The 26,796-nt window shown below is 71.1% G+C and carries 21 protein-coding genes; 9 read left to right on the top strand and 12 right to left on the bottom strand.

The window, feature by feature from the left end; genetic code table 11:
- Window positions 1-5 precede the first annotated feature (5 nt).
- Both SPOPO_RS0104340 and SPOPO_RS0104345 read right to left on the bottom strand, forming a co-directional pair.
- The gene (locus SPOPO_RS0104340) at window positions 6-890 is read right to left on the bottom strand and encodes an AAA family ATPase (protein WP_019873559.1); all 885 of its coding nucleotides are present in this window, start codon (window positions 888-890) and stop codon (window positions 6-8) included.
- A 5-nt stretch (window positions 891-895) separates the two neighbouring features.
- Window positions 896-2,011 (bottom strand): NDMA-dependent alcohol dehydrogenase, encoded by a 1,116-nt coding sequence (locus tag SPOPO_RS0104345; RefSeq protein WP_019873560.1) that lies wholly within the window; start codon window positions 2,009-2,011, stop codon window positions 896-898.
- 300 nt (window positions 2,012-2,311) lie between these two features.
- On the opposite strand from SPOPO_RS0104345, the gene SPOPO_RS0104350 reads away from it, so the two are divergent.
- Entirely contained in the window at window positions 2,312-3,970 is a 1,659-nt protein-coding gene (locus tag SPOPO_RS0104350; protein WP_084670881.1) for a peptide ABC transporter substrate-binding protein, read from the top strand.
- A 118-nt stretch (window positions 3,971-4,088) separates the two neighbouring features.
- Here SPOPO_RS0104350 and SPOPO_RS0104355 read toward each other — a convergent pair whose 3' ends face one another.
- Window positions 4,089-4,559, bottom strand: coding sequence for a MarR family transcriptional regulator (locus tag SPOPO_RS0104355; protein ID WP_051098498.1), 471 nt, complete (start codon window positions 4,557-4,559; stop codon window positions 4,089-4,091).
- Between the two features lie 98 nt (window positions 4,560-4,657).
- Between SPOPO_RS0104355 and icmF the strand changes: the two genes are divergently transcribed.
- The 5 genes from icmF (at window position 4,658) to SPOPO_RS0104380 (ending at window position 12,651) form a co-directional block, all read left to right on the top strand.
- On the top strand, window positions 4,658-7,915 hold the full coding sequence (gene icmF, locus SPOPO_RS0104360) for a fused isobutyryl-CoA mutase/GTPase IcmF (RefSeq protein ID WP_019873563.1): 3,258 nt from the start codon (window positions 4,658-4,660) through the stop codon (window positions 7,913-7,915).
- A 25-nt stretch (window positions 7,916-7,940) separates the two neighbouring features.
- A complete protein-coding gene (locus tag SPOPO_RS0104365; RefSeq protein WP_019873564.1) occupies window positions 7,941-8,801 on the top strand; it encodes a 3-hydroxybutyryl-CoA dehydrogenase in 861 nt (286 codons plus the stop codon).
- A gap of 72 nt (window positions 8,802-8,873) precedes the next feature.
- Window positions 8,874-10,046, top strand: coding sequence for an acyl-CoA dehydrogenase family protein (locus tag SPOPO_RS0104370; protein WP_019873565.1), 1,173 nt, complete (start codon window positions 8,874-8,876; stop codon window positions 10,044-10,046).
- A 206-nt stretch (window positions 10,047-10,252) separates the two neighbouring features.
- Entirely contained in the window at window positions 10,253-11,053 is an 801-nt protein-coding gene (locus SPOPO_RS27685; RefSeq protein ID WP_019873566.1) for a hypothetical protein, read from the top strand.
- Window positions 11,050-12,651 carry an ABC transporter substrate-binding protein gene (locus tag SPOPO_RS0104380; RefSeq protein ID WP_084670882.1) on the top strand — a complete coding sequence of 534 codons (1,602 nt, stop codon included), beginning with the start codon at window positions 11,050-11,052 and terminating at the stop codon, window positions 12,649-12,651. The genes SPOPO_RS27685 and SPOPO_RS0104380 overlap by 4 nt, the downstream gene beginning before the upstream one ends.
- Window positions 12,652-12,798: 147 nt before the next feature.
- On the opposite strand, the gene SPOPO_RS0104385 is transcribed toward SPOPO_RS0104380, so the two are convergent.
- Together SPOPO_RS0104385 and SPOPO_RS0104390 are read right to left on the bottom strand one after the other, a co-directional pair.
- Entirely contained in the window at window positions 12,799-13,650 is an 852-nt protein-coding gene (locus SPOPO_RS0104385) for an alpha/beta fold hydrolase (protein WP_019873568.1), read from the bottom strand.
- Window positions 13,651-13,652: 2 nt separating this feature from the next.
- Window positions 13,653-15,395 carry a PHA/PHB synthase family protein gene (locus SPOPO_RS0104390; RefSeq protein ID WP_019873569.1) on the bottom strand — a complete coding sequence of 581 codons (1,743 nt, stop codon included), beginning with the start codon at window positions 15,393-15,395 and terminating at the stop codon, window positions 13,653-13,655.
- A gap of 216 nt (window positions 15,396-15,611) precedes the next feature.
- Here SPOPO_RS0104390 and SPOPO_RS0104395 point away from each other — a divergent pair, with 216 nt between their 5' ends.
- The 3 genes from SPOPO_RS0104395 to surE are packed head-to-tail and all read left to right on the top strand — an operon-like array spanning window position 15,612 to window position 18,252.
- A complete protein-coding gene (locus SPOPO_RS0104395; protein ID WP_028984511.1) occupies window positions 15,612-16,448 on the top strand; it encodes a hypothetical protein in 837 nt (278 codons plus the stop codon).
- Between the two features lie 53 nt (window positions 16,449-16,501).
- Entirely contained in the window at window positions 16,502-17,443 is a 942-nt protein-coding gene (locus SPOPO_RS0104400) for a PfkB family carbohydrate kinase (RefSeq protein ID WP_019873570.1), read from the top strand.
- A complete protein-coding gene (surE, locus tag SPOPO_RS0104405; protein ID WP_019873571.1) occupies window positions 17,440-18,252 on the top strand; it encodes a 5'/3'-nucleotidase SurE in 813 nt (270 codons plus the stop codon). Before SPOPO_RS0104400 ends, surE begins: the two co-directional genes overlap by 4 nt.
- Before the next feature lie 7 nt (window positions 18,253-18,259).
- On the opposite strand, the gene SPOPO_RS0104410 is transcribed toward surE, so the two are convergent.
- The 7 genes from SPOPO_RS0104410 to SPOPO_RS0104440 form a co-directional block, all read right to left on the bottom strand.
- Entirely contained in the window at window positions 18,260-18,835 is a 576-nt protein-coding gene (locus SPOPO_RS0104410) for a YdeI/OmpD-associated family protein (RefSeq protein WP_019873572.1), read from the bottom strand.
- 54 nt (window positions 18,836-18,889) lie between these two features.
- Entirely contained in the window at window positions 18,890-20,566 is a 1,677-nt protein-coding gene (locus tag SPOPO_RS32375; RefSeq protein WP_084671647.1) for an HNH endonuclease signature motif containing protein, read from the bottom strand.
- 286 nt (window positions 20,567-20,852) lie between these two features.
- Complete coding sequence (locus tag SPOPO_RS0104420; protein ID WP_028984513.1) at window positions 20,853-22,583, bottom strand: ATP-binding protein; 1,731 nt, start codon at window positions 22,581-22,583, stop codon at window positions 20,853-20,855.
- Between the two features lie 42 nt (window positions 22,584-22,625).
- Entirely contained in the window at window positions 22,626-23,546 is a 921-nt protein-coding gene (locus SPOPO_RS27695) for an LLM class F420-dependent oxidoreductase (protein WP_019873575.1), read from the bottom strand.
- Window positions 23,543-24,364: an HpcH/HpaI aldolase/citrate lyase family protein gene (locus tag SPOPO_RS0104430; protein ID WP_019873576.1), complete on the bottom strand. Its 822-nt coding sequence runs from the start codon at window positions 24,362-24,364 to the stop codon at window positions 23,543-23,545. The genes SPOPO_RS27695 and SPOPO_RS0104430 overlap by 4 nt, the downstream gene beginning before the upstream one ends.
- The gene (locus tag SPOPO_RS0104435) at window positions 24,361-24,813 is read right to left on the bottom strand and encodes a MaoC family dehydratase (protein WP_019873577.1); all 453 of its coding nucleotides are present in this window, start codon (window positions 24,811-24,813) and stop codon (window positions 24,361-24,363) included. The genes SPOPO_RS0104430 and SPOPO_RS0104435 overlap by 4 nt, the downstream gene beginning before the upstream one ends.
- Complete coding sequence (locus SPOPO_RS0104440; RefSeq protein ID WP_019873578.1) at window positions 24,813-26,780, bottom strand: AMP-binding protein; 1,968 nt, start codon at window positions 26,778-26,780, stop codon at window positions 24,813-24,815. The genes SPOPO_RS0104435 and SPOPO_RS0104440 overlap by 1 nt, the downstream gene beginning before the upstream one ends.
- Window positions 26,781-26,796: the final 16 nt, after the last annotated feature.

Consider the following 26,796-nt stretch of genomic DNA (forward strand, 5'->3'; position numbering starts at 1 on the left):
CGGGCTCAGGCTCCCCCCGGGTCATCACCCCCGGCGTCCTCCCGCGGCTCGGCCCCGAACACGGCGACGTAGAGCTCGCGCACGACGTCCTCGGGCGCGCGGCCGATCGACTCGGCCAGCCGGATCCGGCCCGACAGGGCGACGAGCGCCGCGTCGAGGCCGACCGTCCAGTTCTCGGGGTCGACCCCGCGCCGGCCGGCCAACGCACCGGCCAGCCGGGACATGTCGATCGCCCCGCGCACCGACGAGCCCACCCGGATCTCCGGGTGCTCCCGGGTCCGGCGGACGAGGTCGACGACCTTGGACCGCCAGACCGCGCTGCCGCCCGGCGCCCGCAACGCGACGATCTCGAACTCGTCGCCGGCGTCCTGGTAGCCCATCGTGATCCGGCAGACCCGGTCGTAGATCGCCGACGAGATGCGTGCGGTGCCGACGGCGTCGAACGGGTTCATCGCGGCGACGAGCCGGAAGCCCTCCGCCGCGACGATGCGCCCGTACCGCGGGACGGTCAGCTCGCCCTCGCTCATCACCGTGATGAGGACGTTGAGCGTCTCCTCCGGGATGCGGTTGGTCTCCTCGACATAGAGGAGCGCCCCCGCCCGCAGGGCCTCGGCCAGCGGGCCGTCGACGAAGGTCTCCGGCCCGTAGCCGCGCTCCAGCACCAGCGCGGGGTCGAAGTGCCCGACCAACCGAGCCGGCGTCAGTTCCGCGTTGCCCTCGACGAAGACGAACCCGGTCTTCTCGGCCTCCGCCACCGCGCGCAGCAGCGTGGTCTTTCCGGTTCCGGGCGGGCCCTCGAGGAGCACGTGCGCCCCCGCGTCCAGCGCGGCGACGAGCAGCTCGACCTCGCGGGCCCGCCCGATGACGTTGCCAGGTGACTCCTCGGTCAAGGAGATCAGTGCTCGTGAACGATCACGCCGCGGACGTTCTTGCCGGCGAGGAGGTCGTCGTAGCCCTCGTTGACCTCTTCCAGCTTGTAGGTCCGGGTGATGATCTCGTCGAGCTTGAGGTCACCGCTCTGGTACAGCCCGAGGATCTTCGGGATGTCGGTGGTCGGATTGCAGTCACCGAACAGCGAGCCCTGGACCGTCTTGCGGAACAGCGTCATCAGCGCGGACGGGATCACGACGTTGTTCAGGTCGAGCTTGTTCAGACCGGTGAGAACGACCTTGCCGCCCTTGCTGATCGTGTGGAACGTCGTCGTGACCTGAGCTTCCGTCACCAGGTCGGTGGTGATGATGCCCTTGTCGGCGCCCACACCCCGGGTGAGCTCCATCGCGAGCTCCATGGCCTCCTCGGAGGTCGCGACCGCGTGGGTGGCGCCGAGCTCGAGGGCCTTCTCCCGCTTGTTCTCCAGCGGGTCGACGGCGATGACGTTCTTCGCGCCGGCGTAGCGGGCGCCCTGCACGGCGTTGATGCCGATGCCGCCCACGCCGACGACCAGGATCGTGTCGCCGGGCTGCGTGTCGGCCGTGTTCACAGCCGATCCCCAGCCGGTGGGGACGCCGCAGCCGACGAGCACGGCCTTGTCCAGCGGCAGGTCCGCGTCGACCGCGACCACGGAGTTCTGGTGGATGGTGCCGTACTGGCTGAACGTGCCGATCATGCACATCGCGCCGTACTCGCCGCGCGGACCGGTGTTCGGGAACGGCCGGGGGCCGGGCAGGTTGCCCTCGAGGATCGTCGCGCCCATGTCGCAGATCGACTGGCGACCGGTCGCGCACCAGCGGCAGTGGCCGCAGTTCGGGATGAACGAGCAGACGACCTTGTCACCCGGCTTGACGCGGGTGACGCCGGCACCGACCTCCTCGATGATCCCGGCGCCCTCGTGCCCGAGCACGATCGGCGTCCGGCAGGGGAGGTCACCGTGGGCCACGTGGATGTCGGAGTGGCACAGGCCGGCGTGGGTGTAGCGGATCAGGACCTCGCCCTCACGGGGGCCGTCCAGGTCCAACTCCTCGATCTCGATCGGCTTGCCGGGTTCGTAGACGACGGCGGCCTTGGTCTTCACAGGCGGGACACCTCCACTGCGTTGTGGGACTGCTGGGTGGGACTGCTGGGTGGTACTGGGACTGGGTTGTGGTGCAGCTCATAGTCGGGACATCGTGACCCTATGCAGCGAACGCGGCGGTGGGAACGGTCCCCGCCACACGACCGTTCCCGGAGCGAGCGCCACCGGACGAACCCGGCGTGTCCAGACCAATCCCAGGCCGAGTTGACCGTTTTTTTCGCTTCACGTTTCTGTGAACAAAGGGAGTGAAGCGAATAGTGTTCAAATCGGTACGAGCTGTAGTGCGATAGGAGCGGCGGAATGCGACGAATGATGCGGAGCCGGAGGTTCGCGGGCCTCGCGGCAGGCATGTCGGCCGTACTCGCCCTGAGTGCGTGCAGTGACGGGGGCGGCAGCGGCGCCGAGGGCGACGACGACACGATCACCGTCCGTGGCTGCACGCCGTCGTTCCCGCTGACGCCGGCGGCGACCAGCTCGACCTGCGGGCTGAACATCCTCAACGCGGTGACGGCGCGGCTGGTGCACTACGCCAGCAACGGCGAGGCACGCACGGACCTCGCGGAGTCGATCAGCACCGACGACGCGAAGACCTGGACGGTGCGCATCCGGGAGAACGCCACGTTCTCCGACGGCACCCCGGTGACCGCGGCGAGCTTCGTCGACGCGTGGAACTACGCCGCGTACGGGCCGAACAACTCGCCCAACGCGAACCTGTTCTCGCCGATCGTCGGCTACGAGTCGGTCCACCCGCTCGACCCGGACGGCGAGGAGGGCCTCGGCCAGGCGCCGCCGCCGAGCTCGACGCAGCTGTCGGGTCTGACGATCGCGGACGACCGGACCTTCACGATCGCGCTGCGTGAGGCGGACGCGACGTTCCCGCAGCGCCTGGGCCTGGTCGCCTTCGCCCCGCTGCCCGCGTCGTTCTTCACCGACGCCGGCCAGGAGTTCTCCGAGGAGCCGATCGGCGCCGGGCCGTTCACGCTCAGCGAGTGGGACCACGGCGACCGGATCGTGCTCGAGGCCTGGGACGACTACAGCGGTCCGTCCCGCGCGAAGGTCAAGAACGTGATCTTCAAGATGTACGACAACAGCGAGGCGGCCTACAACGACGTCGTCGCGAACACCCTCGACGTCACCGACGTCATCCCGGCCGGCGCCCGTGAGGACGAGCGCTACCAGGACGACCTCGACGACCGCTGGGTCGCGAGCCCGTACGGCCAGATCCAGGTGCTCCGCTTCCCGGACGAGGACGAGGACCGCACCTACCGGTCCGAGCGCCTCAAGCGCGCGATCTCGATGGCGCTCGACCGCAGCGAGCTCGTGAAGCTCGCCCCGGGCGAGTTCCTGGTCCCGGCCACCGGCTGGACCCCGCCGGGTGTCGCGGGCTACGAGGAGAACCGGTGCGGCCGGACCTGCCTCTACGACCGCGACGACGCCCGCGACGAGCGCAACCGCGCGGGTGGCTACGACGGCACGATCCGCATCACCTACGACGCCGAGACCCCGACCGTCTCGAACCCGTCGATGTGGACCGAGGTCTGCCGTCAGATCGAGCGCGCGCTCAACGAGCCGTGCGAGGTCACGCCGGCGTCGGCGCAGCGGTTCCAGGACCTCATGACCGATGAGGAGACCGACGACCTGCTGGTCATCGACAAGACGATGGCCTACCCGTCGATCGACGACTTCCTGGTGCCGATGTACTCCCGCAACGGTGTCGCAAACTGGGTGGACTACCGGTACACCCGCTTCAACGACGAGCTGAGCCGGGCGGCCTCGCGGCCGAACCTGGACGAGGCCTTCGACACCTACGCGGACGCTGAGGCCCTGCTGGTCAACGACATGCCGTCGGTGCCGCTCTGGTACACGAACTCGCTCGCCGGGTTCTCGGACCGGGTCACCGGGGTCAAGCTCGACATCTTCGGGCTGTACGACCTGACCGGGATCGCCGTGACCCGCTGACCTGCGGAGTACGTTTTCTCGACCCCGAGGTGGGCTGCGCCGAGTGGCGCAGCCCACCTTGTCGTTTCCGGGGACCTCGAGCGATTATTTGGGCGTCAAAATATTCACCCGGTGAGACCTACGCCCAGGGGTCATGCGCGTTCGCGTCGAAGTCGTTCCCCCGCTCGCGGATCCTGCGCAGCAGCGCAGTCAGCGCGACAGCGGTGTCCCGGTCGACCCCGGGCAACGCGAAGTCCGCGGCGTTCAGCGCCGCGGTCGCCTTTTCGACCAGATCGCGGCCGTCGGGTGTGATGGCAGCGAGCACCCGGCGCCGGTCCTCCGGCGCCGAGCGGCGGCGCACCATGCCGGCGCGCTCGAGTTTGTCCACGGTGTTGGTCACCGACGCCGGATGCACCATGAGGCGTTCACCGATCTTGCCCATGGGCAGTTCACCCTCACGGGTGAACGCCAGCAGGCGGAGCGCCTCGAACGAGGCGAAGGTCAGGCCGAACGGCTTGAGTGTCCGGTCGATCTCCCCGAGCAACAACTGCTGAACCCGCATCACCGAGGTCACGGCCGCCATCTGGTCGGCGTGCTCCGGCCAGCGCATCAGCCACTGCCGATGCGCCTCGGCGATGGGGTCGAAGTCCAACGGCACGCGAACAACCTAATTGCCCCCCGTCTGAGCACCAGTCAGGAGCGCCCCCGATGACGGAACTTCACGTCCCGGCCAACCCGGTCCGGTTCGTCACTGCGGCCAGCCTGTTCGACGGACACGACGCGTCGATCAACATCATGCGGCGGATCCTCCAGGCCCAGGGTGCCGAGGTGATCCACCTCGGGCACAACCGCTCCGTCGACGAGGTCGTCACCGCCGCGATCCAGGAGGACGCGCAGGGCGTCGCGGTCAGCTCGTACCAGGGCGGCCACATCGAGTACTTCAGCTACCTGAAGGAACTGCTCGCCGAGCGCGGTGCCGGCCACGTGCAGGTCTACGGCGGCGGCGGGGGCGTCATCGTCGCCGAGGAGATCGCGCTGCTGCGCGAGCGGGGCGTCACGATCTTCTCGCCGGAGGACGGCCAGAAGCTCGGCCTCGCCGGGATGATCAACACGATGATCGCGACCTGCGACGTCGACCTGGCGGCCACTCCCCCGACCAGCGCGGACGCGCTGCTCGCGGGTGAGACCGCGACGCTGGCCCGCACGATCACCACGATCGAGGCCGGCAAGCTGCCGGCGGAGCTCGCGGCGGCCATCTCCTCGGCGGCGTCCGACCGCAGCGTCCCGGTTCTCGGCATCACCGGGACCGGTGGCTCCGGCAAGTCGTCGCTGACCGACGAGCTCGTGCACCGGCTGCGGCTGGACCAGCAGGACAAGCTGCGGATCGCCGTCATCGCCGTCGACCCGACGCGGCGCAAGGGTGGCGGCGCCCTGCTCGGTGACCGCATCCGCATGAACGGCCTCCACGGTTACAACCGGGACGGGGGCACCGGTCAGGGCAACGTCTACTTCCGGTCGCTCGCGACGCGCGGCGGGGGCTCGGAGGTCCCGAGCTGCCTGACCGACGTCATTGCGGCCTGCAAGGCCGCGGGCTACGACCTGGTCATCGTCGAGACCCCCGGCATCGGCCAGGGCGACGACGCGATCGTGCCGTACGTCGACCTCTCGCTGTACGTGATGACGCCGGAGTTCGGCGCCGCGTCGCAGCTGGAGAAGATCGGGATGCTCGACTTCGCCGACGTCGTCGCGATCAACAAGTTCGAGCGCCGCGGCGCCGAGGACGCGCTGCGCGACGTCGCCCGGCAGATCGCGCGCAACCAGGGCCTCATGTCCTCCGACTGGCAGAACATGCCGGTGTTCGGCACGAGCGCCGCCCGCTTCAACGACGACGGCGTCACCGCGCTGTACCAGCACCTCAAGGGCCTGCTCGGGGAGCGCGGCCTGCCGCTGGAGCCGGGCACGCTGCCCACCGTCGAGGTCAAGGCCTCCAGCCATCTCAAGACGATCATCCCGCCGAACCGCGTGCGGTACCTGGCCGAGATCGCCGAGACCGTGCGCGGCTACCACGAGCAGACCCGCAAGGAGGTCGAGCTCGCGCGGCAACGTCAGCAGCTGCGCGCGACCAAGGACCTCGTCGCGACGCGCAACGGGGACACCGGCGTGCTCGAGGTGCTGCTCGACGAGACCGAGGCGGAGCTCAGCGAGGACAGCAAGGCGCTGCTCGCGTCCTGGCCGGCGACGGTCGAGGCCTACAGCGGCGACGAGCACGTCGTGAAGATCCGCGACAAGGAGATCAAGAACCGGCTGTTCCGCGAGTCCCTGTCGGGCACGCGCATCCCGCGCGTCGCGCTTCCCCGCTACGGCGACGAGGGCGAGCTGCTCCGCTTCCTGCGCAGTGAAAACCTGCCGGGCGAGTTCCCGTACACCGCGGGCGTCTTCCCGTTCAAGCGCGAGGGTGAGGACCCCGCGCGCATGTTCGCCGGTGAGGGCGACCCGTTCCGCACGAACCGGCGCTTCCACCTGCTGAGCAAGGGCCAGCCGGCCACGCGGCTCTCGACGGCGTTCGACTCGGTGACGCTGTACGGCCGCGACCCGGACGTCCGCCCCGACATCTACGGCAAGGTCGGCACGTCCGGCGTGTCGATCGCGACGCTGGAGGACATGAAGGCGCTGTACGACGGCTTCGACCTGACCGCGCCGAACACCTCGGTGTCGATGACGATCAACGGCCCGGCGCCGACGATCCTCGCGTTCTTCCTCAACACCGCGATCGACCGCGAGCTGGAGAAGAAGGCGGCCGAGCTCGGTCGCGAGCTGACCGAGGACGAGGCGGCCGAGGTCCGCGCGTGGACGCTGTCCACCGTCCGCGGCACGGTGCAGGCCGACATCCTCAAGGAGGACCAGGGCCAGAACACCTGCCTGTTCTCCACGGAGTTCTCGCTCAAGATGATGGGCGACATCCAGGAGTACTTCATCGCGAACAAGGTGCGGAACTTCTACTCGGTCTCCATCTCCGGCTACCACATCGCCGAGGCCGGGGCGAACCCGATCAGCCAGCTCGCGTTCACGCTCTCCAACGGCTTCACCTACGTCGAGAGCTACCTCGCGCGCGGCATGGACGTCGACGACTTCGCGCCGAACCTGTCGTTCTTCTTCTCGAACGGCATGGACCCCGAGTACTCGGTGATCGGCCGCGTCGCCCGCCGGATCTGGGCGGTCGCGATGAAGGAGAAGTACGGCGCGAACGAGCGCTCGCAGAAGCTGAAGTACCACGTGCAGACGTCGGGCCGCTCCCTGCACGCGCAGGAGATGGACTTCAACGACATCCGCACGACGCTGCAGGCGCTGATCGCGCTCTACGACAACTGCAACAGCCTCCACACCAACGCCTACGACGAGGCCGTCACGACCCCGTCGCCGGAGTCGGTGCGCCGGGCGCTCGCGATCCAGCTGATCATCAATCAGGAGTGGGGTCTCGCGAAGAACGAGAACCCGCTGCAGGGGTCGTTCATCATCGACGAGCTCACCGATTTGGTCGAGGAGGCCGTGCTCCGCGAGTTCGAGCGCATCTCCGAGCGCGGCGGCGTCCTCGGCGCGATGGAGACCGGTTACCAGCGCGGCCGGATCCAGGACGAGTCGATGCTCTACGAGCAGCGCAAGCACGACGGCTCGCTGCCGATCGTCGGCGTCAACACGTTCCTGCCGCCGGACGGCGAGCGGGCGCCGGTCAAGCTCGAGCTCGCCCGGGGCACCGAGGAGGAGAAGCAGTCCCAGCTTCACCGGGTCCGCGACTTCCAGTCCCGGAACGCCGAGGCGGGTCAGGTCGCCATTCGGCGACTGCAGGAAGCGGCGATCGCGGGCGAGAATGTCTTCGCCGTGCTCATGGACGCCGCTCGCGTTTGTTCTCTGGGCCAGATCACGGAAGCATTCTTCGAGGTCGGCGGTCAGTACCGGCGCAACGTCTGACGCACAAAGTGACAGGGGAGAACGAATGAGCGAGATCCAGCGCGTCGGAGTGGTCGGGTCCGGGCTGATGGGCTCCGGCATCGCGGAGGTCTGCGCACGTGCCGGCCTCAACGTGACGGTCACGGAGGTCAGTGCCGAGGCGCTGGCGGCCGGGCGCAAGCGCGTCGAGTCGTCGTTGAGCCGCGCTCTGCAGCGCGGGAAGCTCGACGAGGCCACCCACGCGGCGACGCTGGAGAGGCTCACGTTCACCACCGACATCGGTGAGTTCGCGGACGTGGACCTCTCGGTCGAGGCCGTCGCGGAGAACGAGCAGATCAAGCTCGACATCTTCAAGACGCTCGACAAGGTGATCACCTCGCCGGACGCGATCCTCGCGTCGAACACGTCGTCGATCCCGATCATGAAGCTCGGCATGGCGACCTCGCGGCCGGACAAGGTCGTCGGGATCCACTTCTTCAACCCGGTGCCCGTGCTCAAGCTCGTCGAGCTCGTCACCTCGCTGCTCACCTCGCCGGAGACCGCGGAGCGTTCGTCCGCGTTCGCGTCCGGGGTGCTCGGCAAGCACGTCATCCGCTCGCAGGACCGCGCCGGTTTCATCGTCAACGCCCTGCTGGTGCCGTACATCCTCTCGGCGATCCGGATGATGGACTCCGGCTTCGCCTCGGCCGACGACATCGACAACGGGATGGTGCTCGGCTGTGCCCACCCGATGGGCCCGCTCGCCTTGGCGGACCTGATCGGTCTCGACACCATCAAGGCGATCGCCGACTCCATGTACGAGGAGTTCAAGGAGCCGCTGTACTTCGCCCCGCCGCTGCTCCTGCGCATGGTGGACGCGGGCCTGCTCGGCAAGAAGAGTGGGCGCGGGTTCCACGACTACCACTGAGAACTGATCCCCCAGTCTCAGACCGCACAGACCTTCAGTTTCCGCCCGACTACACAGAGGGACGTCCCCAGCATGGCCGGTTATCAAGGCAACAAGGACTTCGACGCCTGCACGCTGCCGAAGGACTACGAGGACCTGCGCCAGTCGGTGCGGTCGCTCGCGGAGGCGCAGATCGCCCCGCACGCGCACGACGTCGACGACCAGGGCCGCTTCCCGAAGGAGGCCCTGGACGCCCTGCGCCAGGCCGGCTTCGACGCGCCCCACGTCCCCGAGGAGTACGGCGGCCAGGGTGCCGACGCCCTCGCGACGGTGATCATCGTCGAGGAGGTCGCGCGCGTCTGCATGTCGTCGTCGCTGATCCCCGGCGTGAACAAGCTCGGCTCGCTGCCGCTGATCCTCTCCGGCTCCGAGGAGCTGAAGAGCAAGTACCTGACGAAGCTCGCGAACGGCGAGGGGATGTTCTCCTACTGCCTGTCCGAGCCCGAGGCTGGTTCGGACGCCGGCGGCATGAAGACCCGCGCGGTCGCCGACGGCGACGGCTGGATCCTCAACGGCAGCAAGTGCTGGATCACCAACGCGGGCGAGTCCGAGTTCTACACCGTCTTCGCGGTCACCGACCCGGAGAAGGGTTCGCGCGGGGGCATCAGCGCCTTCGTCGTCGAGAAGAACGACAACGGCGTCTCCTTCGGCGCCCCCGAGCGCAAGCTCGGCATCAAGGGTTCGCCGACCCGCACCGTCACCTTCGACGACGTGCGCATCCCGGGCGACCGGATCATCGGCGAGGTGGGCACCGGCTTCACCACCGCGATGCGGACGCTCGACCACACCCGCATCACGATCGGCGCGCAGGCGCTCGGTGTCGCGCAGGGCGCGCTCGACTTCGCCGCGGGGTACATGAAGGAGCGCCGGCAGTTCGGCAAGGCGATCGCCGAGTTCCAGGGCCTGCAGTTCATGGTCGCGGACATGGCGATGCAGATCGAGGCTGCGCGTCAGCTCGTCTACGCCGCCGCCGCGAAGTCCGAGCGCGAGGACAAGGACCTGACGTACTTCGGCGCCGCGGCCAAGGCCTACGCGTCCGACGTCGCCATGAAGGTCACCACCGACGCCGTCCAGCTGCTCGGCGGCTACGGCTACGTGAAGGACTACCCGGTCGAGCGCATGATGCGCGACGCCAAGATCACCCAGATCTACGAGGGCACCAACCAGGTCCAGCGCATCGTCATCGCGCGGTCCCTGCTGAAGTAGCTTGATCATTCAGGTTCGACTCAGCGCAACCAACGAGCCCCCACGGTCACGGACCGTGGGGGCTCGTGTGTTTTTCACGCACCGTCCGCAGGACCTTTGGGTTCCGCTTGGGCTTGGGCTTGCCCGGCACGGGTTACACACATGGGGCGGAATGTTCCTCATGTTCCGCTTGCCCACCTGCCGACACCACCATCGGAGACACCTCGATGGCGAACGGGTCGCCGGACCCCGACGCGGCCAGGTCCCCGGACACCGATCTCGATCGGCTCCGACACCTGGCCTATGTCGCCTTGCCCCCCGCCCTGGGGCGGACGCGCCGAGCCCGGGTCGCCGACGACCTCGCGCGGCGCAATCTCGCCGACGGGGCGCGCTGGTCCACCGCGCGTGACCGCCTGATCCCCGAGGTGCTGCGGGTCAGTCCGCACCCGAGCGGAGCCGGTGCCCTCGCCGCGCGGGTGCGCCCCCGCGGTCCCGAGTCGCCGGCCGAGACCGCCCTCGCCGCGATGACGCCGGCGACGCGGGCCGCCTACGTGCTGACCCGGTTGGAGGGCGTCCGCGGCGAGCGGGCGGAGGCGCTGCTGCGGCAGGCCGGGGTCACCGATCCGCGCACCGCCGTCAGCATGGCCGAGCGCGCGGACCTGTCACCGGAGGACGTGCGGGCCGTCGTCGTCCCCGTCGTGACGTCCACCCGGCGACCGCGGATCATCGCGGCGGCCGCAGCCGCGCTCGTCGTGGGCGTCGCCGCGCCGGTGATCGCGGTGAGCACAAGCGGCGGCAGCGACGACGCCCCCGAGCAGGTCTCCAACCAGGCCCCGGTGCAGCAGCAGCCGGACGCGGACGCGATCGCGAAGGCCGTCCAGCTCGACCGGGACCTGCGCCGCATCCTCGACCGGCTCGACGACGAGCTGGCGCGCCCCGACCAGAACAAGGCGGAGATCCAACGGCTGCGCACCCTGCGCGCGGCCGTTCTGGCGGAACAGAAGCGACTCGGTGGGAGCACACCATGAGACGGCCGGTACCCCGAAGCCTGCGCGCCGCCCTTCCGGTGGCGGTCGCCGCCGCGCTGCTGGTGTCCGCGTGCGGCGGTGGCAGCAATTCGGGGGACGTCGCCGAGGCCGCCCCGGTCGGCGACACCCTCGCGAATCCGCAGGACTCCACCGACAGCACCGCCGCGCTCGTCAAGGCGGTCGCGGACTACCTCGACGCCCAGGCCTCCAAGCGCGGCAAGGGCAGCCCCGAGGACGCGGCCACTCGAGCGCTGGCCGAGGCCGTCGCGCAGGCGCAGGCCGACGACCCCCTGCCGGCCGCTCCGGCCGCGACGCAGAAGGCGCCGGTCCAGCAGACCAAGAAGCAGGTCGAGTCGCTGCGCGCGGCGAACAGCTACGAGGGTGCGACGTCGGCGAAGGCGAACGCCCGCATCGCCGCGCAGAAGAACGGCATCACCGACGTCGGCGTCACGCAGGACTCGATCAAGATGGGCACGGTGACCATGCACGGCATGGCGCTGGGCAACGTGCTCGCGACCCCGCTCGTCAACGGCGTCAAGGCGACGTTCGCGTCGATCAACGACCGCGGCGGTGTGCTCGGCCGGCGGCTCTCGCTCGTCGACTGCGACGACGGTCCCGGTGAGGTCTCACGATCGAAGGCCTGCATCAAGAAGCTCGTGCAGCAGGACAAGGTCTTCGCGTTCCTCGGCTACTCGAGCTGGGCGTCCGCGTCGGTCCACTCGGACCTCGCGACCTACCGCATCCCGGCCATCGGCACCTGGGCCTACTCCCAGACCGAGTGGCAGGACTCGTACATGTTCCCCACGCACATGTCGATGATCCACGAGGCGATGGCCAACGCCCACTGGGTGAAGAACGTCATCAAGCCCAAGACGTACGGCCTCGTCTGCCTCGCGAGCCCGGAGATGCAGCTGGCGTGCCAGCAGGTGCAGCAGATCCTCGACGAGTCGGGCGCGGACCTGGTCCGCAAGCTCGACGTCGCGATCTCCGAGACCTCGATGTCCGCGCAGATCCTCTCGATGCGCGCGGCGAACCCGGAGCACATCGTCCACTACGTCATCAACCCGGCCACGATGGTGAAGTTCATGGTCGAGGCGGCGCAGCAGGGTTACTACCCGTCGAAGGGCATCTCGGGGAACCACCTCGCGGCCGAGGTGCTCGGCTCGCTGTTCGGGCAGCACCCCGTCGGCCGCTACTGGACGAACACGACCTACAAGCTGTGGGGCCCGGAGTTCATGGCGACCATGAACAAGTACGCCCGCGGCAACAAGGGCCTGAACCACCACATCGTGCAGTCCAGCTACGTCGGCGCGCTGGTGTTCGAGAAGGCGGCGAAGACCGTCGGCCCGAACCTGACGCGTGAGCGGCTGATGGCCCAACTCGCGAACGGCGACGTCTACACCGCCGACGCCTCGCTGGACCAGCGCTTCTCGTGGGCCCCGGCCGAGCGGTACGGCCAGAACTGGAATCCCGAGTACGGCCAGGGCCGCGAGTACATGTACAAGTACACCTCCACCAACACCGTCTCGAACCCGGACGGCACCCCGTCCGGGTTCGAACCCGACCCCGACCAGTTCGTGATCTACACGAACAGGTAGGGGCGGCCCGTAGGCGTTGCCGCCGTTCTGAGGGCCCGTCAGCCAGACGGTCACCGACGGCGGAGGCAGCGGGGTTGGTGGGTGAACACCGCGCGAAGGCCCGGTTCCGGCGGACCGGGCCTTCGTCCGGTCCGGGGGTTGGCGGCGCTACCGCTCGTCGAGGAAGTTCTCGATGACCGGGGCGAGGTCGGCGGCCTCGGTCAGCAGCGCGAGGTGGCCGCCGCGATAGATGTGCAACCGGCCGTGGGGCAGGGCGGCGGACATCAGGCGGGCGTTCGCCGTCGGGATGATCGGGTCGTCGTCGCCGGCCAGCACCAGTGTGGGCTGACGGACCATCCGCAACGCGGGCAGGCTCGCCCAACCGGTGCCGGCGCCGAGCTGGTACAGGTAGCTGCGCACCGGCGTCGCGCTCGGGGCGCTGTGGAGCAGGTCGACGGTCCCCGCCGGGTCCCGGCGGGCCGTGCCGCCGTAGAGCTCACCGGCGATGCGCCGGGCGTACGCCGGGTTGCGGTGCCGGCGGGGCGTCGCCATGCGGGCGAGGGTGCGCGGGCTCGGCGGGACGCACAGCCAGCCCGTCGCGGTCGCGACGAGGACGGCACGGTGGCACCGGCGCGGGTTCTGGAACGCGAACTGCTGCGCGAGCGCGCCGCCCCACGAGATGCCGAGGACGTCGGTGCGGTCGTACCCGAGACGGTCCACGGCCAGCCGGAGGCAGCGCGCCATGGTGTGCAGGATGTACGGCGCCTTCGGCGGCGGGGACGACCCGAGGCCGGGCGGGTTGACCGCGATCAGCGGCCGCTCCGGGTCGAGGTGCTCGACGAGCAGGTCGAACAGCGACGAGGACGTCCCGATCCCCGCGCACAGCAACAGGGGCATCCGCCCCGGGGCGCCGGGCCAGTGACTGACCTCGAGCGGCCGGCCGACGTCGAGGACCTCGGTGCGGGCCTGACGGGCCGGCTCCCGCGGGGCGGGACCGGCGCTGGGCAGCGGTTGCGTCACGGTCAGGTGGCCCGCACGTAGGTGCCGGGCGCGGCGACGATCGCGGGGTGCTCGGCGGAGCCGGGTGTCGACGGCGCGTCCACCATCTCACCTCCGTGTTCGTGCAACCACTGGCTGAAGTCGGGCCACCAGGAACCCTTCACCGTCTCGGCGGCCTTCAACCAATCATGCGCGTCGGCGGGGGTGCTGTCCGCGATTCGGAAGGTTGCCTTGGGGTTCGTGGGCGGGTTCACGATCGAGGCGACGTGCCCGGCGCTGGACAGGACGAATCGGCTGTTCCCGCCCAGAAGTTGCGTACTGGCGTAGCAGGACTCCCACGGGCAGAGGTGGTCGTTGATCCCGCCGGTGATGTAGGTGTCGATGTCCACCGTGCCGAGGTCGACCGGCGATCCGAGCATCGTCGCCATCCCCGGGTGGACCAGCGAGTTCTGCTGGGCCATCGCGAGGAAGTCCTTGTGGAGCGCCGCGGCCATGCGGGTCGTGTCCGCGTTCCAGAACAGGACGTCGAAGGGTCGGGGTGACTTGCCCATCAGGTAGCTGTCGACCCAGTAGTTCCAGATCAGGTCGCGAGGCCGGAGCCAGGCGAACACCTCCGCGAGCACGCGCCCGTCGAGGTAGCCGCGGGCGGCCGACGAGCGGGCCGCCGCCTCGGCCGCGGCCGGCGTGAGCAGCGCCCCGGCGACGCCGGCGCGGGACTGGTCGAGGACGGTGACCGACCAGGCGGCGGCGGAGACGTCCGTCAGCCGTCCGGTGTCGGCGAGGTGGGCGAGCACCATCGCGCTCAGGATCCCGCCGGAGCAGAACGAGAGCAGCGAGACGCTCTCGCTGCCGCAGATCTGCCGGGCGGTGCCGATCGCGTTGACGATCGCGTCGCCGTAGGTGTCGAGGTTCCAGGCGGAATGCCGGACGTCCGGGTTGCGCCACGACATCACGAACACCTGGTGCCCCTGGCCGACCAGGTACTCGACCATGCTGCGCCCGGGCGCCATGTCGGCGACGTAGTACTTGTTGATCACCGGCGGCACGAGCAGCAGCGGGACCCGCCGGACGGTCGGGGTCGTGGCGTTGTACTGCAGCAGCTCGTAGACCGCCGTCCGCTCGACGACGGCACCCGGCGTCGCGGCGACGTTGACGCCCACCTCGAAGGCGTCCGGCTCCACCATCCGCGGGACGCGGGGCGGCGCGGACAGGTCGCGGACGAGGTTGCGCGTCCCGCGGACCAGGCTCGCGCCCTTCGTCTCCTTGGCGGTGGCCAGCGCGCCCGGGTTCAAAACCAGGTTGTTGCTGGGCGCGGTCGCGTCGAGGAGGTTGCTCACCGTCAGCGTCACGCGGTGGCCGGCGTTCTCGTCCAGCCCCGCGTTCGCGACCAGCTGCTCCGCGGACGCGGAGACGGCCAGGTGCGCCTGGAGCGCCCGGCGCAGGACGGGGTTCTCCTGCCACGCGGGGTGCGCGTAGCGGGCGTCCTTGGGATGCGGCGCCAGCTCGGACCGGCCGGCGACGACCTTCGCCAGCTCCCCGGTCAGGGTCGCGCTCTGGCTGACGACCGTCCGGGGCCGGCGGGCGAGGGCCCCGGCCAGCTTCAGCGTCGAGGACGGGGTGGGGACGAGATTGCGCCAGGAGCCCTCCGTGGCCCGGGACAGGAGCAGGTCGAAGGGGACGCCGACCTCGACGGCCTCCTCATTTCGTCCAGAGGTACGGCCAGGGGTACGAGCAGAACCTCGGGGCGCGCCGTTGCGTGCGCTCATTCCGCGACCACCTTCGGGAAGGGGACTTTCGGGTGGGGCCGAGCGTGGGACCAGGGCGGATCTGTCAGGGAATCCGACCGGGTGTGCCGAACACTAACGGGAAACGTGCAAATTTCACGGGTGAGGGCGAATCAGCTTTTGGCCGCCTTTGTGGGTTCCCTGACCTTGCCCTGCTTCCATGCTCAGGAGGGGTTGTCGAGAAACACGGGGTGAGGCATGTCCAGCGAAGTCCCGATCGACGGCGGAGTGCCGTCCGAAGGGCCGGAGCTGCTCGCTCTCCGTCGCCTCGCGTTCACGGCGCTCCCGCCGACGATCGCCCGGCGGCGCCGCGCGCGGCTGGCGGACGGACTGGCGCGGATGGCACTCGCCGACGCCGGGGACGACTACGCGGCCGCCCGGGCCCGGGTGATCCGGGACGTCCTGCACGCGGGGCCCGGGGGCGGCTGGCTGCCCGCGGGCCTGGTCCGGGTCGTGGACGGCGGCCCCGCGGCCTCCCGGCAGATCGAGCACGCGCTGGCCGGCATGGTCCCGGCCTCCCGCGCCGCGTTCGCGCTGATGCACCTGGAGAACCTGCCGGCGGCCAGGATCGAGGCCCTGCTGGCCTCGGCGGGGGTCGCCGACCCCCGCACCGCCGTCTCGATCGCCACCCGCACCCCACTGGACCCCACCGCGCTGCGGTCGGTGGTCGTGCCGGTCGCGACGGCGTCGGTCTCGCCCCGGCTCGTCGGGGCCGCGGCGATCGGGCTGGTGCTCGCGGTCGCGGCGCCGGTGATCGCCGTCAGCGCCTTCTCCGGCGAGGACACCAAGCCGGCCGTCAAGGTCTCGAACGAGCTGCGCACGGACTCCGAGCGGGAGTCCGCCATCCAGGCGGCCAAGGACGCGCTCAAGGACGCCCGGGAGCGGGACGGCGACACCGCCGACCAGAGCCTCAAGCGCATCCTCGCCCGTCTCGACGACGCCCTCGACGAGCCCGGCCTCAGCCGCCGGCAGAAGCAGCGACTCAAGAAGCTCCGCGCGGACGTGGTCGAGGAGCGGCAGCGGCTGCGGGACTGAGTCCCGGGGCGGGCCGCTTGGTTGCCCGCTGCGCCCGCGGGTAGCGCCCCCGCGTGAGCGGCACCGTGTTCGTCTTCGCACCCGACCCGTTGCTGACCGTGACCGTCGAGGCGGGGCCGGGCGGCGACGAGATCCATCTGCACCCGGGCGGTCAGGGATTCTGGGCGGCCCGGATGGCGCACGCGCTGGGGGCCGTGGTGACGCTCGGCGGGCCGTTCGGCGGCGAGTCCGGGGCCGTCGTCCGGGCGCTGATGGCCGACACCGGCCTCCAGGTCGCGGCCGTGTCGGTCGGGGCGACGAACGGCGCGTACGTCCACGACCGCCGCGACGGTGAGCGCCGCCAGGTCGCCGCCATGCGGCCGGAGACCCTGACCCGGCACGACATCGACGACTTCTACACGACCGCGCTGACCGGGGCCCTGGAGGCGGACGTCACCATCCTGGCCGGGCCCGGGGCGTGGGATCCGCCGCTGCTGCCGTCCGAGATCTACCGGCGTCTGGCCGGTGACCTGCGCTCGATGGGGCGCACGGTGGTCGCCGATCTGTCCGGCGACGTCCTGGCCGAGGCACTGGCCGGCGGGCTCAGCCTGGTCAAGGTCAGCCACGAGGAACTCGAGCGCGACGGGCTCGCGACGCCCGGCGACACCGCGTCGCTGCTGAGCGCGATGACCGAACTGACCAAGACCGGCGCCGACAACGTCGTCGTCAGCCGGGCGGGCGACCCGGCCTTCGCGCTCATCGACGGACGACTGGTGTCGGTCACCGGGCCCTCGCTCGACGTCGTCGACCACCGCGGCGCCGGGGACTCGATGACCGCCGGCCTCGCCGTCGGCATCGCCGCGGGGCTGGACCTCGCCGAGGCGCTCCGACTCGGGGCTGCCGCCGGCGCCCTGAACGTGACGCGGCACGGGCTGGCCAGCGGGGAGCGGTCCGCGATCCAGCGACTGGCCGAGCAGTTCGAGTTGCACGATCTGAATCCGGAGGCAGCGACATGACGTCGGACATGACGGAGCGTCAGGACAACGGCCCCTCGGTCCTGATCACGAACGACGACGGGATCGCCAGCGAGGGTCTGCGACTGCTCGCCATCGCGGCCCGCCAGGCCGGGATGCGGCCGGTCGTCGCGGCTCCGATGACGGACACCAGTGGCGCCAGTGCCTCGATCACCTCGACCGAGACCGACGGGCGGCTGCTGTTCGAGACGCGCGAGCTGCCCGGGCTGGAGGACTGCCCGACCTACGCGGTCGCGGCGCTGCCGGCGTACATCTCGCTGGTCGGGGTGCGGGGCGCGTTCGGCGGCCCGTTCGACTACGTCCTCTCCGGCATCAACAACGGCCCGAACACCGGTCACGCGATCCTGCACTCCGGCACCGTCGGTGCGGCCCTGACCGCGGCCGGGCAGGGTGTGACGTCGCTGGCGGTGTCGCTCGGCGTCGGGCCCGACCGCAACTTCGCGACCGCGGCCGCGCTCGCGGAGCGGGTCCTGCCGTGCCTGATGTCCGCACCCAAGGGGACGATCCTGAACCTCAACGTCCCGGACCTGGCGCCCGACGACGTGCGCGGCGTCCGCGAGGCGTCGCTGGCCAGCTTCGGTGCGGTACAGACGAACATCCTCGAGTCGGGCAAGGGCTACGTCGTCACCGGGTTCTCGGAGGTCGACACCAGTTCGGAGCCGGACAGCGACGCCGCCCTCCTCGCCGCGGGCTGGGCGACCCTGACGGCCCTGCGGCCGGTCTGCCAGGCCGGGGACGTCGACCTCCGCTCGCTGGTCGGGGACTTCCTCACCGGCCCGATCAAGGCCTGACGCACCCTCAGGGGTGCGGCTTGCCCCCGGAGGCGATGAGGTTCACCACACGCTCGATCGCCTTCGCCCGCCCGGCGGGGGTCTTCGTCCGCTGCACCCGGTGCAGGACCGCGAAGCGGTTCGAACTGTCGAGGGCGTCGAACTTCTTCCGCGCCCCGGCGGCCTTCAGCGCGGCGGCGAGGTCGTCGGGCACGGTCGCCGTCGAGGGCGGGTCGTACGCCGCGTCCCAGCGGCCGTCGGCCTTTGCCCGTTCGACCTCCGCCAGTCCGCGCGGGCGCATCCGCCCCTCCGCGATCAGCTTCTCGACCTTGACGCGATTCAGCTTCGCCCACGCGCTCTTCGGCCGGCGCGGAGTGAACCGCTGCAGGTGCCAGGAGTCGTCGACCCGCCGCACCTGCCCGTCGATCCACCCGAAGCACAGCGCGACCTCGACCGCCCCCGCCCAGTCGAGGGACGCGATCCCCGTCGCCTTCTTCGCGAACCGGATCCAGAGTTCGTCCGCGGTGTCCGCATGCTCCTCCAGCCACGCCTCGAACTCCGCCGGCCCGGTGAAGAAGACCCCGTCCCCCGGCGTAGCTGACACGGCACGAATCTAATCACCGGCGGCCGCCGCGCGTCCGCCATCGCCCCGGGAGCCTCAGGCGGCTGGCTCGTCGGGTGCGGGGCGGGGTGGTTGTCGTTCATCCCCGGGTGCGCTGGCTCGCCCGGGTGTGTCGGGTTCGATCAGTGGTGGGATTTCGACGTCGTAGACGACACCGAGGCGGGTGATCCAGCGGACTCGGTCGTGGCCGAGCCGGATGAGTTGCCACCCGCCCTTGGTCTTGAGGTCGTGGTCGTGCTCGCACAGCGGGCCGAGGTTCCCGGCCAGGGTCAGTCCGCCGCGGGCGTGGTCGATCGTGTGGTCGATCTCCGACCGCGCGGCCGGGAGCCGGCAGCCGGGGGCCTGGCAGGTCGTCATCCGCAGCTGGGTGTCCCGACGTAGGGCTTGGCGGGGGAAGCGGCGGCGCGCCTCGGCAGAGTTCGCGTCGTCCGGGTCTTCCGGCGTGGGCTGGTCGTCCGGTCCTGCGGTAGCCAGAAGGTGCTGGCGGCCGATCTCGACGAGCACGGGCCGCCAGAGGGCGATCTCGGGGCTGGTGACGGTCTCCTCCAGCAGGGTCTGCAGCAGGTCGGCGGGAATGAGGAGGTCGACGATGCCGTGGTCACTGGTCCGGCGCCGTTCCCAGTCGATCGGCCGGGCGATGACGAGCCCGGAGCTGACCGCGTACCCGTCGGGGCCGGTGACCGCGAACCGCCACTGCCCGGCGGAGAGTTGCTTCGCGAGGTCGCGGGCGTACTCGGCGTGGATCGGTCCCTGCCCGGCCAGTTCGGCGGGGTCGCGGTCCAGCCCGAGCAGAGTGGAGACCTTCGCGGTCAGCTGCACCCCGTGATGCGGGGACCGCGCCACCGGCGCCGGCTCCGCCTCCGGCTCGGGGGCGGGCTCGGGCGCCGGCTCGGGCTCCGGCTCGGGCGCCGGCTCCGGCTGGTACTCCTCGCCCATCTCGGTGTCGTCGGTCTCGTCGGCCGGGTCGTGCTCGTCCTCGGTGGGGCGGGTGGTGGCGAGGTGGGCGAGGATCTGGTCGTCGGTGAAGTCGGCGTAAGTGCCGTCCAGCAGGTTGAGCGCGATCTCCGAGCGCAGGTGATCCAGCGGCCGCGGATCACCCGCACGTTTGGCGTCGTCGGCGAGCTTGCGGACCCGGGCGATGGCGGCGGCGACGCGGGCGGGGTCCTGGTTCTGCGCGGCGAGGGTGGCGGTGCCGTCCTCGTTGCGCCAGGAGATCACGCGCCGCTCGCGGTGCGCTTCGGCGAAGCGCCGCTGGGCCCAGTCCGGGTCGAGCTGGATCCCGAGTTTGCGGCACCGCGCGCCGAGCTGCTCACTGGTCCACGGGCGGTCGGCGTCGATCGAGCAGTGCCCGAGGACCTCATCGATCACGGTGCTGGCGTGCTCATCGCTCATGTCCCGGACCCAGAAATGGATCACCCGGGCCCGTTCGATACTCAACTCGCCGGCGGCCATCGCGGCATGCAATTTCGGGAAGCGGCGCACGATCGCCCAGGCGAAGTCCAGCAGCTCGTTGGCGGTGTAGGCCGAGATGTGCAGGGCGGTGCGGACCTCATCGGCGCCCCAGCGGTCCGGGGCCGCCAGGCGCACGATCTCGTCCTCGGAATCCAGGCCGCGGGACCCGACCTCGGCCACCATTGCCAGCCAGGCCGCGTGGGCGGCGTTGAGCTGCCGTTGCGTCGCACGCAGCACGGCGACCGACTCGGCCCCGGTCATCGACGCGCACTCGCCCTCGCTGGGCGCGATGCCCAACGAGACCTGCCACGCACTCGGCGTGGGCGCTGCTGCTGTCGATGTCCCCGTCATCACGAATCAACCTAGAGGCCACCACCGACAGTCCATTTTCGCCGGGACGAAGAGCGCGCAGGCGCTGAACCCGCAGTGTCACAACACCTCTGACGCCTCATCAACATCACGCGACCCCCATTGGAGATGTCATCTCCAACGGGTTGTGGATAACCCCGACGAAAGGGTGACACCCCTTACTCGCGAGTAAGGGGTGTCACCCTTTCTTATCCACAGGGGCGGCGAGGGTGCAGAGGACGGTGGCGGCGGCGACGGGGGCGCCGGGAGTGACCGAGAGGCCGGTGACGACGCCGGCGCGGTGCGCGCGGACGGGGTTCTCCATCTTCATCGCCTCGCAGACGGCGATCAGGTCGCCGGGGGCGACGAGGTCGCCGTCCTTCACCGCGACGGCGACGATCGTCCCCTGCATCGGGGCGAGGACCTCGGGGCCGTCGGCGACGGCGGCGCCCGCGGTGCGCAGGGCCGCGGCCTCGGCGCGGATCGCCGCGGCCCGGCCGCCGAGGACCGTGAGGCCGGGGACGCGGACCGGCATCACGCGACGCCCGACGCGCACGCCCACCACGGCGGGGTCGGTCGGGCCTCCGCCGGTTTCGAGGTCGGCCTCGGCGGCGAGGTCCTGCTCGACCCAACGGTTGTGGACGCGCAGCACCTCGCCCGCGAAGTCGGGGTGCCGGACGATCCGCCGGTAGACGGCCAGCGGCGTCGGGACGCCGGCGATCTCGGTCTCCGCCAGCACCCGCGCGGCCCGGCGCAGGGCGGCGGCGCGGTCGGGAGCGCTCACGATCAGCTTGGCGAACATCGAGTCGAACCGCGGGTCGACGGCGTCGCCGTCCTCCACCCCGGCGTCGAGGCGCACGCCCGGCCCGGTCGGGACGGCCAGCCGGGTCACGGTCCCCGGCACCGGCAGGTAGCCCTGCGCCGGGTCCTCGGCGATCAACCGGAACTCGACGGCGTGGCCGCGGGCCGGGACGTCGTCCTCACGAGCCAGGCGACCACCGGCCGCGAGCCGAAACTGCTCGGCGACGAGGTCGACGCCGGTCGTCTCCTCGGTCACCGGGTGCTCGACCTGCAGCCGGGTGTTCACCTCGAGGAACGCGACGGTCCCGTCCGTGCCGACGAGGTACTCCACCGTGCCCGCATTCCGGTAGCCGGCGGCGCGGCAGAGGGAACGCGCGGACTCCGAGATCCGCGCCACCACCCCGGCGGGCAGAGCCGGCGCGGGAGCCTCCTCGACGAGCTTCTGATTGCGCCGCTGGACCGAGCAGTCGCGCAGCCCGACCACCACGACCCGGCCGTCGTCGTCCGCGAGCACCTGCGCCTCGACGTGCCGGGCGGAGTCGAGGAACCGCTCGACGAAGCACTCCCCACGCCCGAACGCGGCGACGGCCTCGCGGGTCGCGGAGGCGAACGCGTCGGGGATCTCCGCGACCGTCCGCACGACCTTCAGCCCGCGGCCACCGCCCCCGAACGCGGCCTTGATGACCAGCGGCAACCCGTGCTCCGCGGCGAACGCCTCGACCGCCGCCGCGTCGGCCACCGGTGACTCGGTGCCGGGCAGCAGGGGCACCCCCGCGTCCCGCGCGATCCGACGGGCCGTCACCTTGTCGCCGAGGTCCCGGATCACCGCCGGCGGCGGGCCGATCCACACCAGCCCGGCCGTACGGACCGCCTCCGCGAAGTCCGCGTTCTCGGCGAGGAACCCGTAGCCCGGGTGGATCGCGTCCACCCCGGCCCGCTGCGCGGCGGCGACCACCGACGCGATGTCGAGGTAGCTCTCGACCTCGTGGGCCTCGTCGGCGCGCCGGACGTGCAGCGCTTCCGCATCGGCAGCCGTGTGGACCGCCACCGCCCGCATCCCGGCGTCCCGCGCCGCGCGCAGGACGCGCACCGCGATCTCGCCGCGGTTCGCGACCAGCACCGACCGCAGCGGTTCCGGGGGCTCGCCGGTCAGGACGGTCATGACGGTGCGTCAGACCTGGCGCAAGGCGGGGAGCACGTCGGAGGCGAGCAGGTCGAGCACCTCGTCCGCGTCCTCCGGCGGGCAGGCCGTCGCGATGATGACCGTCCCCGCGCCCGCGGCCGCGTAGGCGGACAGTCGCTCGACGACGTGCTCGGGCGACCCGAGCACCATGTACTTGTCGGCGACGGGCCCCATGTCCTGGTTGTAGGCGCGGGAGAGCATCTCGATGCCGGAGGCCCGGGCCCGGTCACCGTTCCGGCCGACGTTGCACCACGCGAAGTACGCGCCGGCGACGTCGTCCGACTTCCGGCCCGCGGCCTCGGCGTGCTCGCGGGCGGACGCCAGGCTCGACGCCACCTGCTCCGCGGTCATCAGGTACGGCATCCAGACGTCCGCGAAGCGGCCGGCGCGACGCATCGCCGCGGGCTTGCGCCCGCCGACCCAGATCGGCGGCCCGGGACGCTGGACCGGCGGAGGCAGCAACCGCTCCCCCTCGATCGTCACGAACCGGCCGTTGTGCTCGACCCGCTCACCGGTGAACAGCTTCGTGATCACCTCGAGCGCCTCGTCGGTGTAGGCGCCGCGGTGTTTCGGGTCCAGGCCGCACGCCCGCAGTTCTGACGGGTACTCACCACCGACGCCGACGCCGAACTCGAAGCGCCCGTTCGTGACGCCGTCGAGCGTCGCGACCTGCTTGGCGGCGAGCGCGGCCGGGTACGTCGGCAGCAGCGTCAGCGCGGAGAGCAGGCGAATGCGCTCGGTGGCGCCGCCGGCGGCGGCGAGCGCGATCAGGCCGTTGGGGACGGGCGCGTGGAAGAACACGTGCTCGCCGGACGCGATCAGGTCGAAGCCGGCCTCCTCCAGCCGCCGCGCCTGCGCCGGGATCCTCGCGAACTCCGCGTTCGCCGTCAGCGCGACTCCGACTCTCATACGTCCTCCCCCGCCCGTGCGAGCACTGTCTCCGCCATCCGTACGTGAACGGCGTCGACCATCGCGCCGTCCACGACCCCCACACCGTCGGCCGCAGCAGCGATCACCGCGCGGGCGTGGGCGACCTCCGCCTCCGAGGGCGCGAACACCTCCGCCGCGATCGTCACCTGGTCCGGGTGCAGGCAGATCTTGCCGTCGTAGCCGAGGTCACGGCCCTCCTCGGCATCGCGCCGGTAGGCGCCGACGTCGCGCACCGCGACCACGGCCTGGTCCAGCGCGAGCACGCCGGCGAGCTTCGCGCACAGCACGACGTGGCTGCGGGCGTAGAGCACCTCACGGCTGCGGGGTGTGCGGCGGGCGCCGATGTCGAGCGCGTAGTCCTCGGCCCCGAAGTAGGCCGCGTCGGGCCGGGCCGCGAGCAGCTCACGCGCGTCCGCGACGCCGAGCCCGGTCTCCAGACCGGCGACCACGACCGCGCCCGGCGACAGGGCCGCGCGCAGCGTCGCGAGCTGGTCGACCGCGGAGTACTTCGGCAGCACCACGCCGTCGAGCGAGCCCGCGGCGATCAGCGACGCACAGGCCGCGACGTCGGCCGCGTGCTCCGGCGAGTCGACGGGGTTGATCCGCACCAGCGTCGGAACGTCCGGGCGCCCGGCGTCCAGCGCCTCGACAACGAGCGCCCGGGCGGTGTCCTTCTCCCCCGGCGGCACGGCGTCCTCGAGGTCGACGAACACGGCGTCCGGGGCGCTGCGGGCCACCTTCGCCAGCAGCTCCGGGCGCCCGCCCGGCACGAACAGCGGGTTGCGCAGGCGCTTCACGCCGGCCTCCGGTGCATCAGGCCGGTGCGGCGGCAGACGCAGACGAGCTCGTCGCGCTGGTTGTACGCGCGGTGCTCGAAGACGACGACGCCGTTGGCCGGACGGGACTCCGACGGCCGCGCCTCGACGATCTCGGTCTGGACCCGGACGGTGTCGCCGACGAAGACCGGCGCCGGGAACCGCACGTCGCCGATGCCGAGCTGGGCGACGATCGTGCCCTGCGTCAGCTCGGCGACCGAGAGCCCCACGACCAGCGCGAGCGTGAACATCGAGTTGACCAGCGGCCGGCCGAACTCCGTGCCCGCCGCGTAGTCGTGGTCGAGGTGCAGCGGGGCGGTGTTCATCGTCATCGCCGTGAACAGGACGTTGTCGGTCTCGGTGACCGTCCGCCTGGTCGCGTGCTCGACGACCATCCCCGCCTTGAGGTCCTCGAAGTACAACCCCGCCATCAGGCTCCGTTCCCGCTCGCCGACCCGTCCTGCGCGGCCCGGACGACCCCGGCCACGACGTCCAAGGCTGCCGGATCCTCCATCGCGGACGTGTCCCCGGTCGGCTTTCCGTGCACGACGAGGTCCCGCAGGAGCCGTCGCATGGTCTTCCCGGTGCGGGTCTTGGGCAGGGTCGGGGTGACGAAGATCGTCGCCGGGCGCGCGTACCCGCCCATCTCCCCGACCACGTGGGTGGCCAGCTGCTCGCGCGCCGAATCGGCGTCCACGCCGTTCGCCAGCGTCACGAACGCGACCGGCACGGTGCCCTTCGTCGGGTCGGGAACGCCGACGACCGCAGCCTCCACGACCGCCGGGTGCGCGGTCAGCGCGCCCTCGATCTCCATCGTCGAGATCCGGTGCGCGGCGACGTTGATGACGTCGTCCACGCGGCCGAGCACCCACAGGTGCCCGTCGGGGTCGAGCACGGCCTCGTCGTTGGTGGCGTACACGCCAGGGAAGCGGGAGAAGTACGCCGACGTGTACCGGCCGGCGTCGTCCCACACCGTCCGGCACAGCGTCGGGAACGGCGCGGTGAGGACGAGGTTGCCCTTCGTGCCCGGCGGCACGGGCTCGCCGGCGTCGTCGAGGATCGCGAACTCGTGCCCCGGCACCGCGGTGCCGAGCGACCCGGCCTTGATCGGTTCGACGCCGTACACGGGGTAGGCCCACGTCGACCCCGTCTCGGTCTGGCCGTACGCGTTGACGACGGGGGCGTCGAAGGTCGTCGTCGTCCAGGTGAAGGTGTCGACATCGAGGGGCTCGCCCTGCATGGTGATCAGCTTCAGGCTCAACGGGTGCTCGGCCGCGAGACCGTCCCCGAACTTGCGCAGCATGCGCCACAACGTCGGCGCGGCGAGGACCTTGGTGACGCGGTGGCGCTCGCAGATCTCGTAGAACCGCGCGGGCGTCGGGGTGTCGAGCGCGCCCTCGTAACAGGCGATCGTCATCCCGCACGCGAGCCCGCCGACGACGGCCTGGATGGGGAACGTCAGCCAGCCGACGTCGGCGGCGACCCAGTACACGTCCCCGGGTTCGTACCCGACCTGCCAGTGCGCGTTCGCCCACGTGCCGAGCAGAAAGCCGCCGACGGAGTGCACGACGCCCTTCGGTCGCGACTCCGTGCCCGAGGTGAAGATCAGGAACGAGGGCGCGTTGGGGTCGAGCGGCAGCGGGGCGAGCCCGCCCTGCCCGTTCGCGACGACCTCGGCGTACGCGATCTCGTTCTCCTCCAGCGGGCCGGCGCTGCCCGCCGCGAGGTCGCCGGTCCGGTCGACGACGACGGTCGCGAGCAGCGTCGGAATCCGCGGCCGCGCGGCCCGCAACGTCTGCAACAGCGGGATCGGCTTGCCGCGCCGGTAGACCGCGTCCGCGACGATCACGACCTTCGCCCGCGCGGTCAGCAACCGCGACGCGACCGCCTCCTCACCGAACCCGGAGAACAGCACCGTGTAGATCGCGCCGAGGCGGTTGCAGGCGTGGATCGCGGTGAACGCCTCGACGAGGTTCGGCAGGTAGATGCCGACGACGTCACCCTCCTGGACGCCGAGCTGCGCGAGCCCCGCGGCCAGAGCTGACACCTCGTTACGAAGCTCGGCGTAGGTGAGGCTGCGGGTGTCGCCCGGCTCGCCCTCCCACACGATCGCGACGCGGTCGGCGGTCGCCGGGTCCTCGGCCCAGCGGTCGACACAGTTGTCCGCGACGTTGATCCGGCCGCCGGAGAAGTAGCGGAAGTCCCCGAGCTCACCGCTCCGCACCGTGCTCCAGGGCTCCAGCCACCGCTGCTGCGCCGCGACCCACTCCCAGTACTCGTCGGTGCCGAGGTCGCGGAGCTCCGCGAGCTGGGTGACGCGCTCCGGCACCGTCCAGTCCGGCCGCAGCGGGACGAGCGGCGAGGAGAGCAGGTGGTCGAGGGTCTCGCTGTCGGACATCGTCGTCCTCCCGAGA

The organism is Sporichthya polymorpha DSM 43042 (assembly GCF_000384115.1).
Lineage (GTDB): Bacteria > Actinomycetota > Actinomycetes > Sporichthyales > Sporichthyaceae > Sporichthya > Sporichthya polymorpha.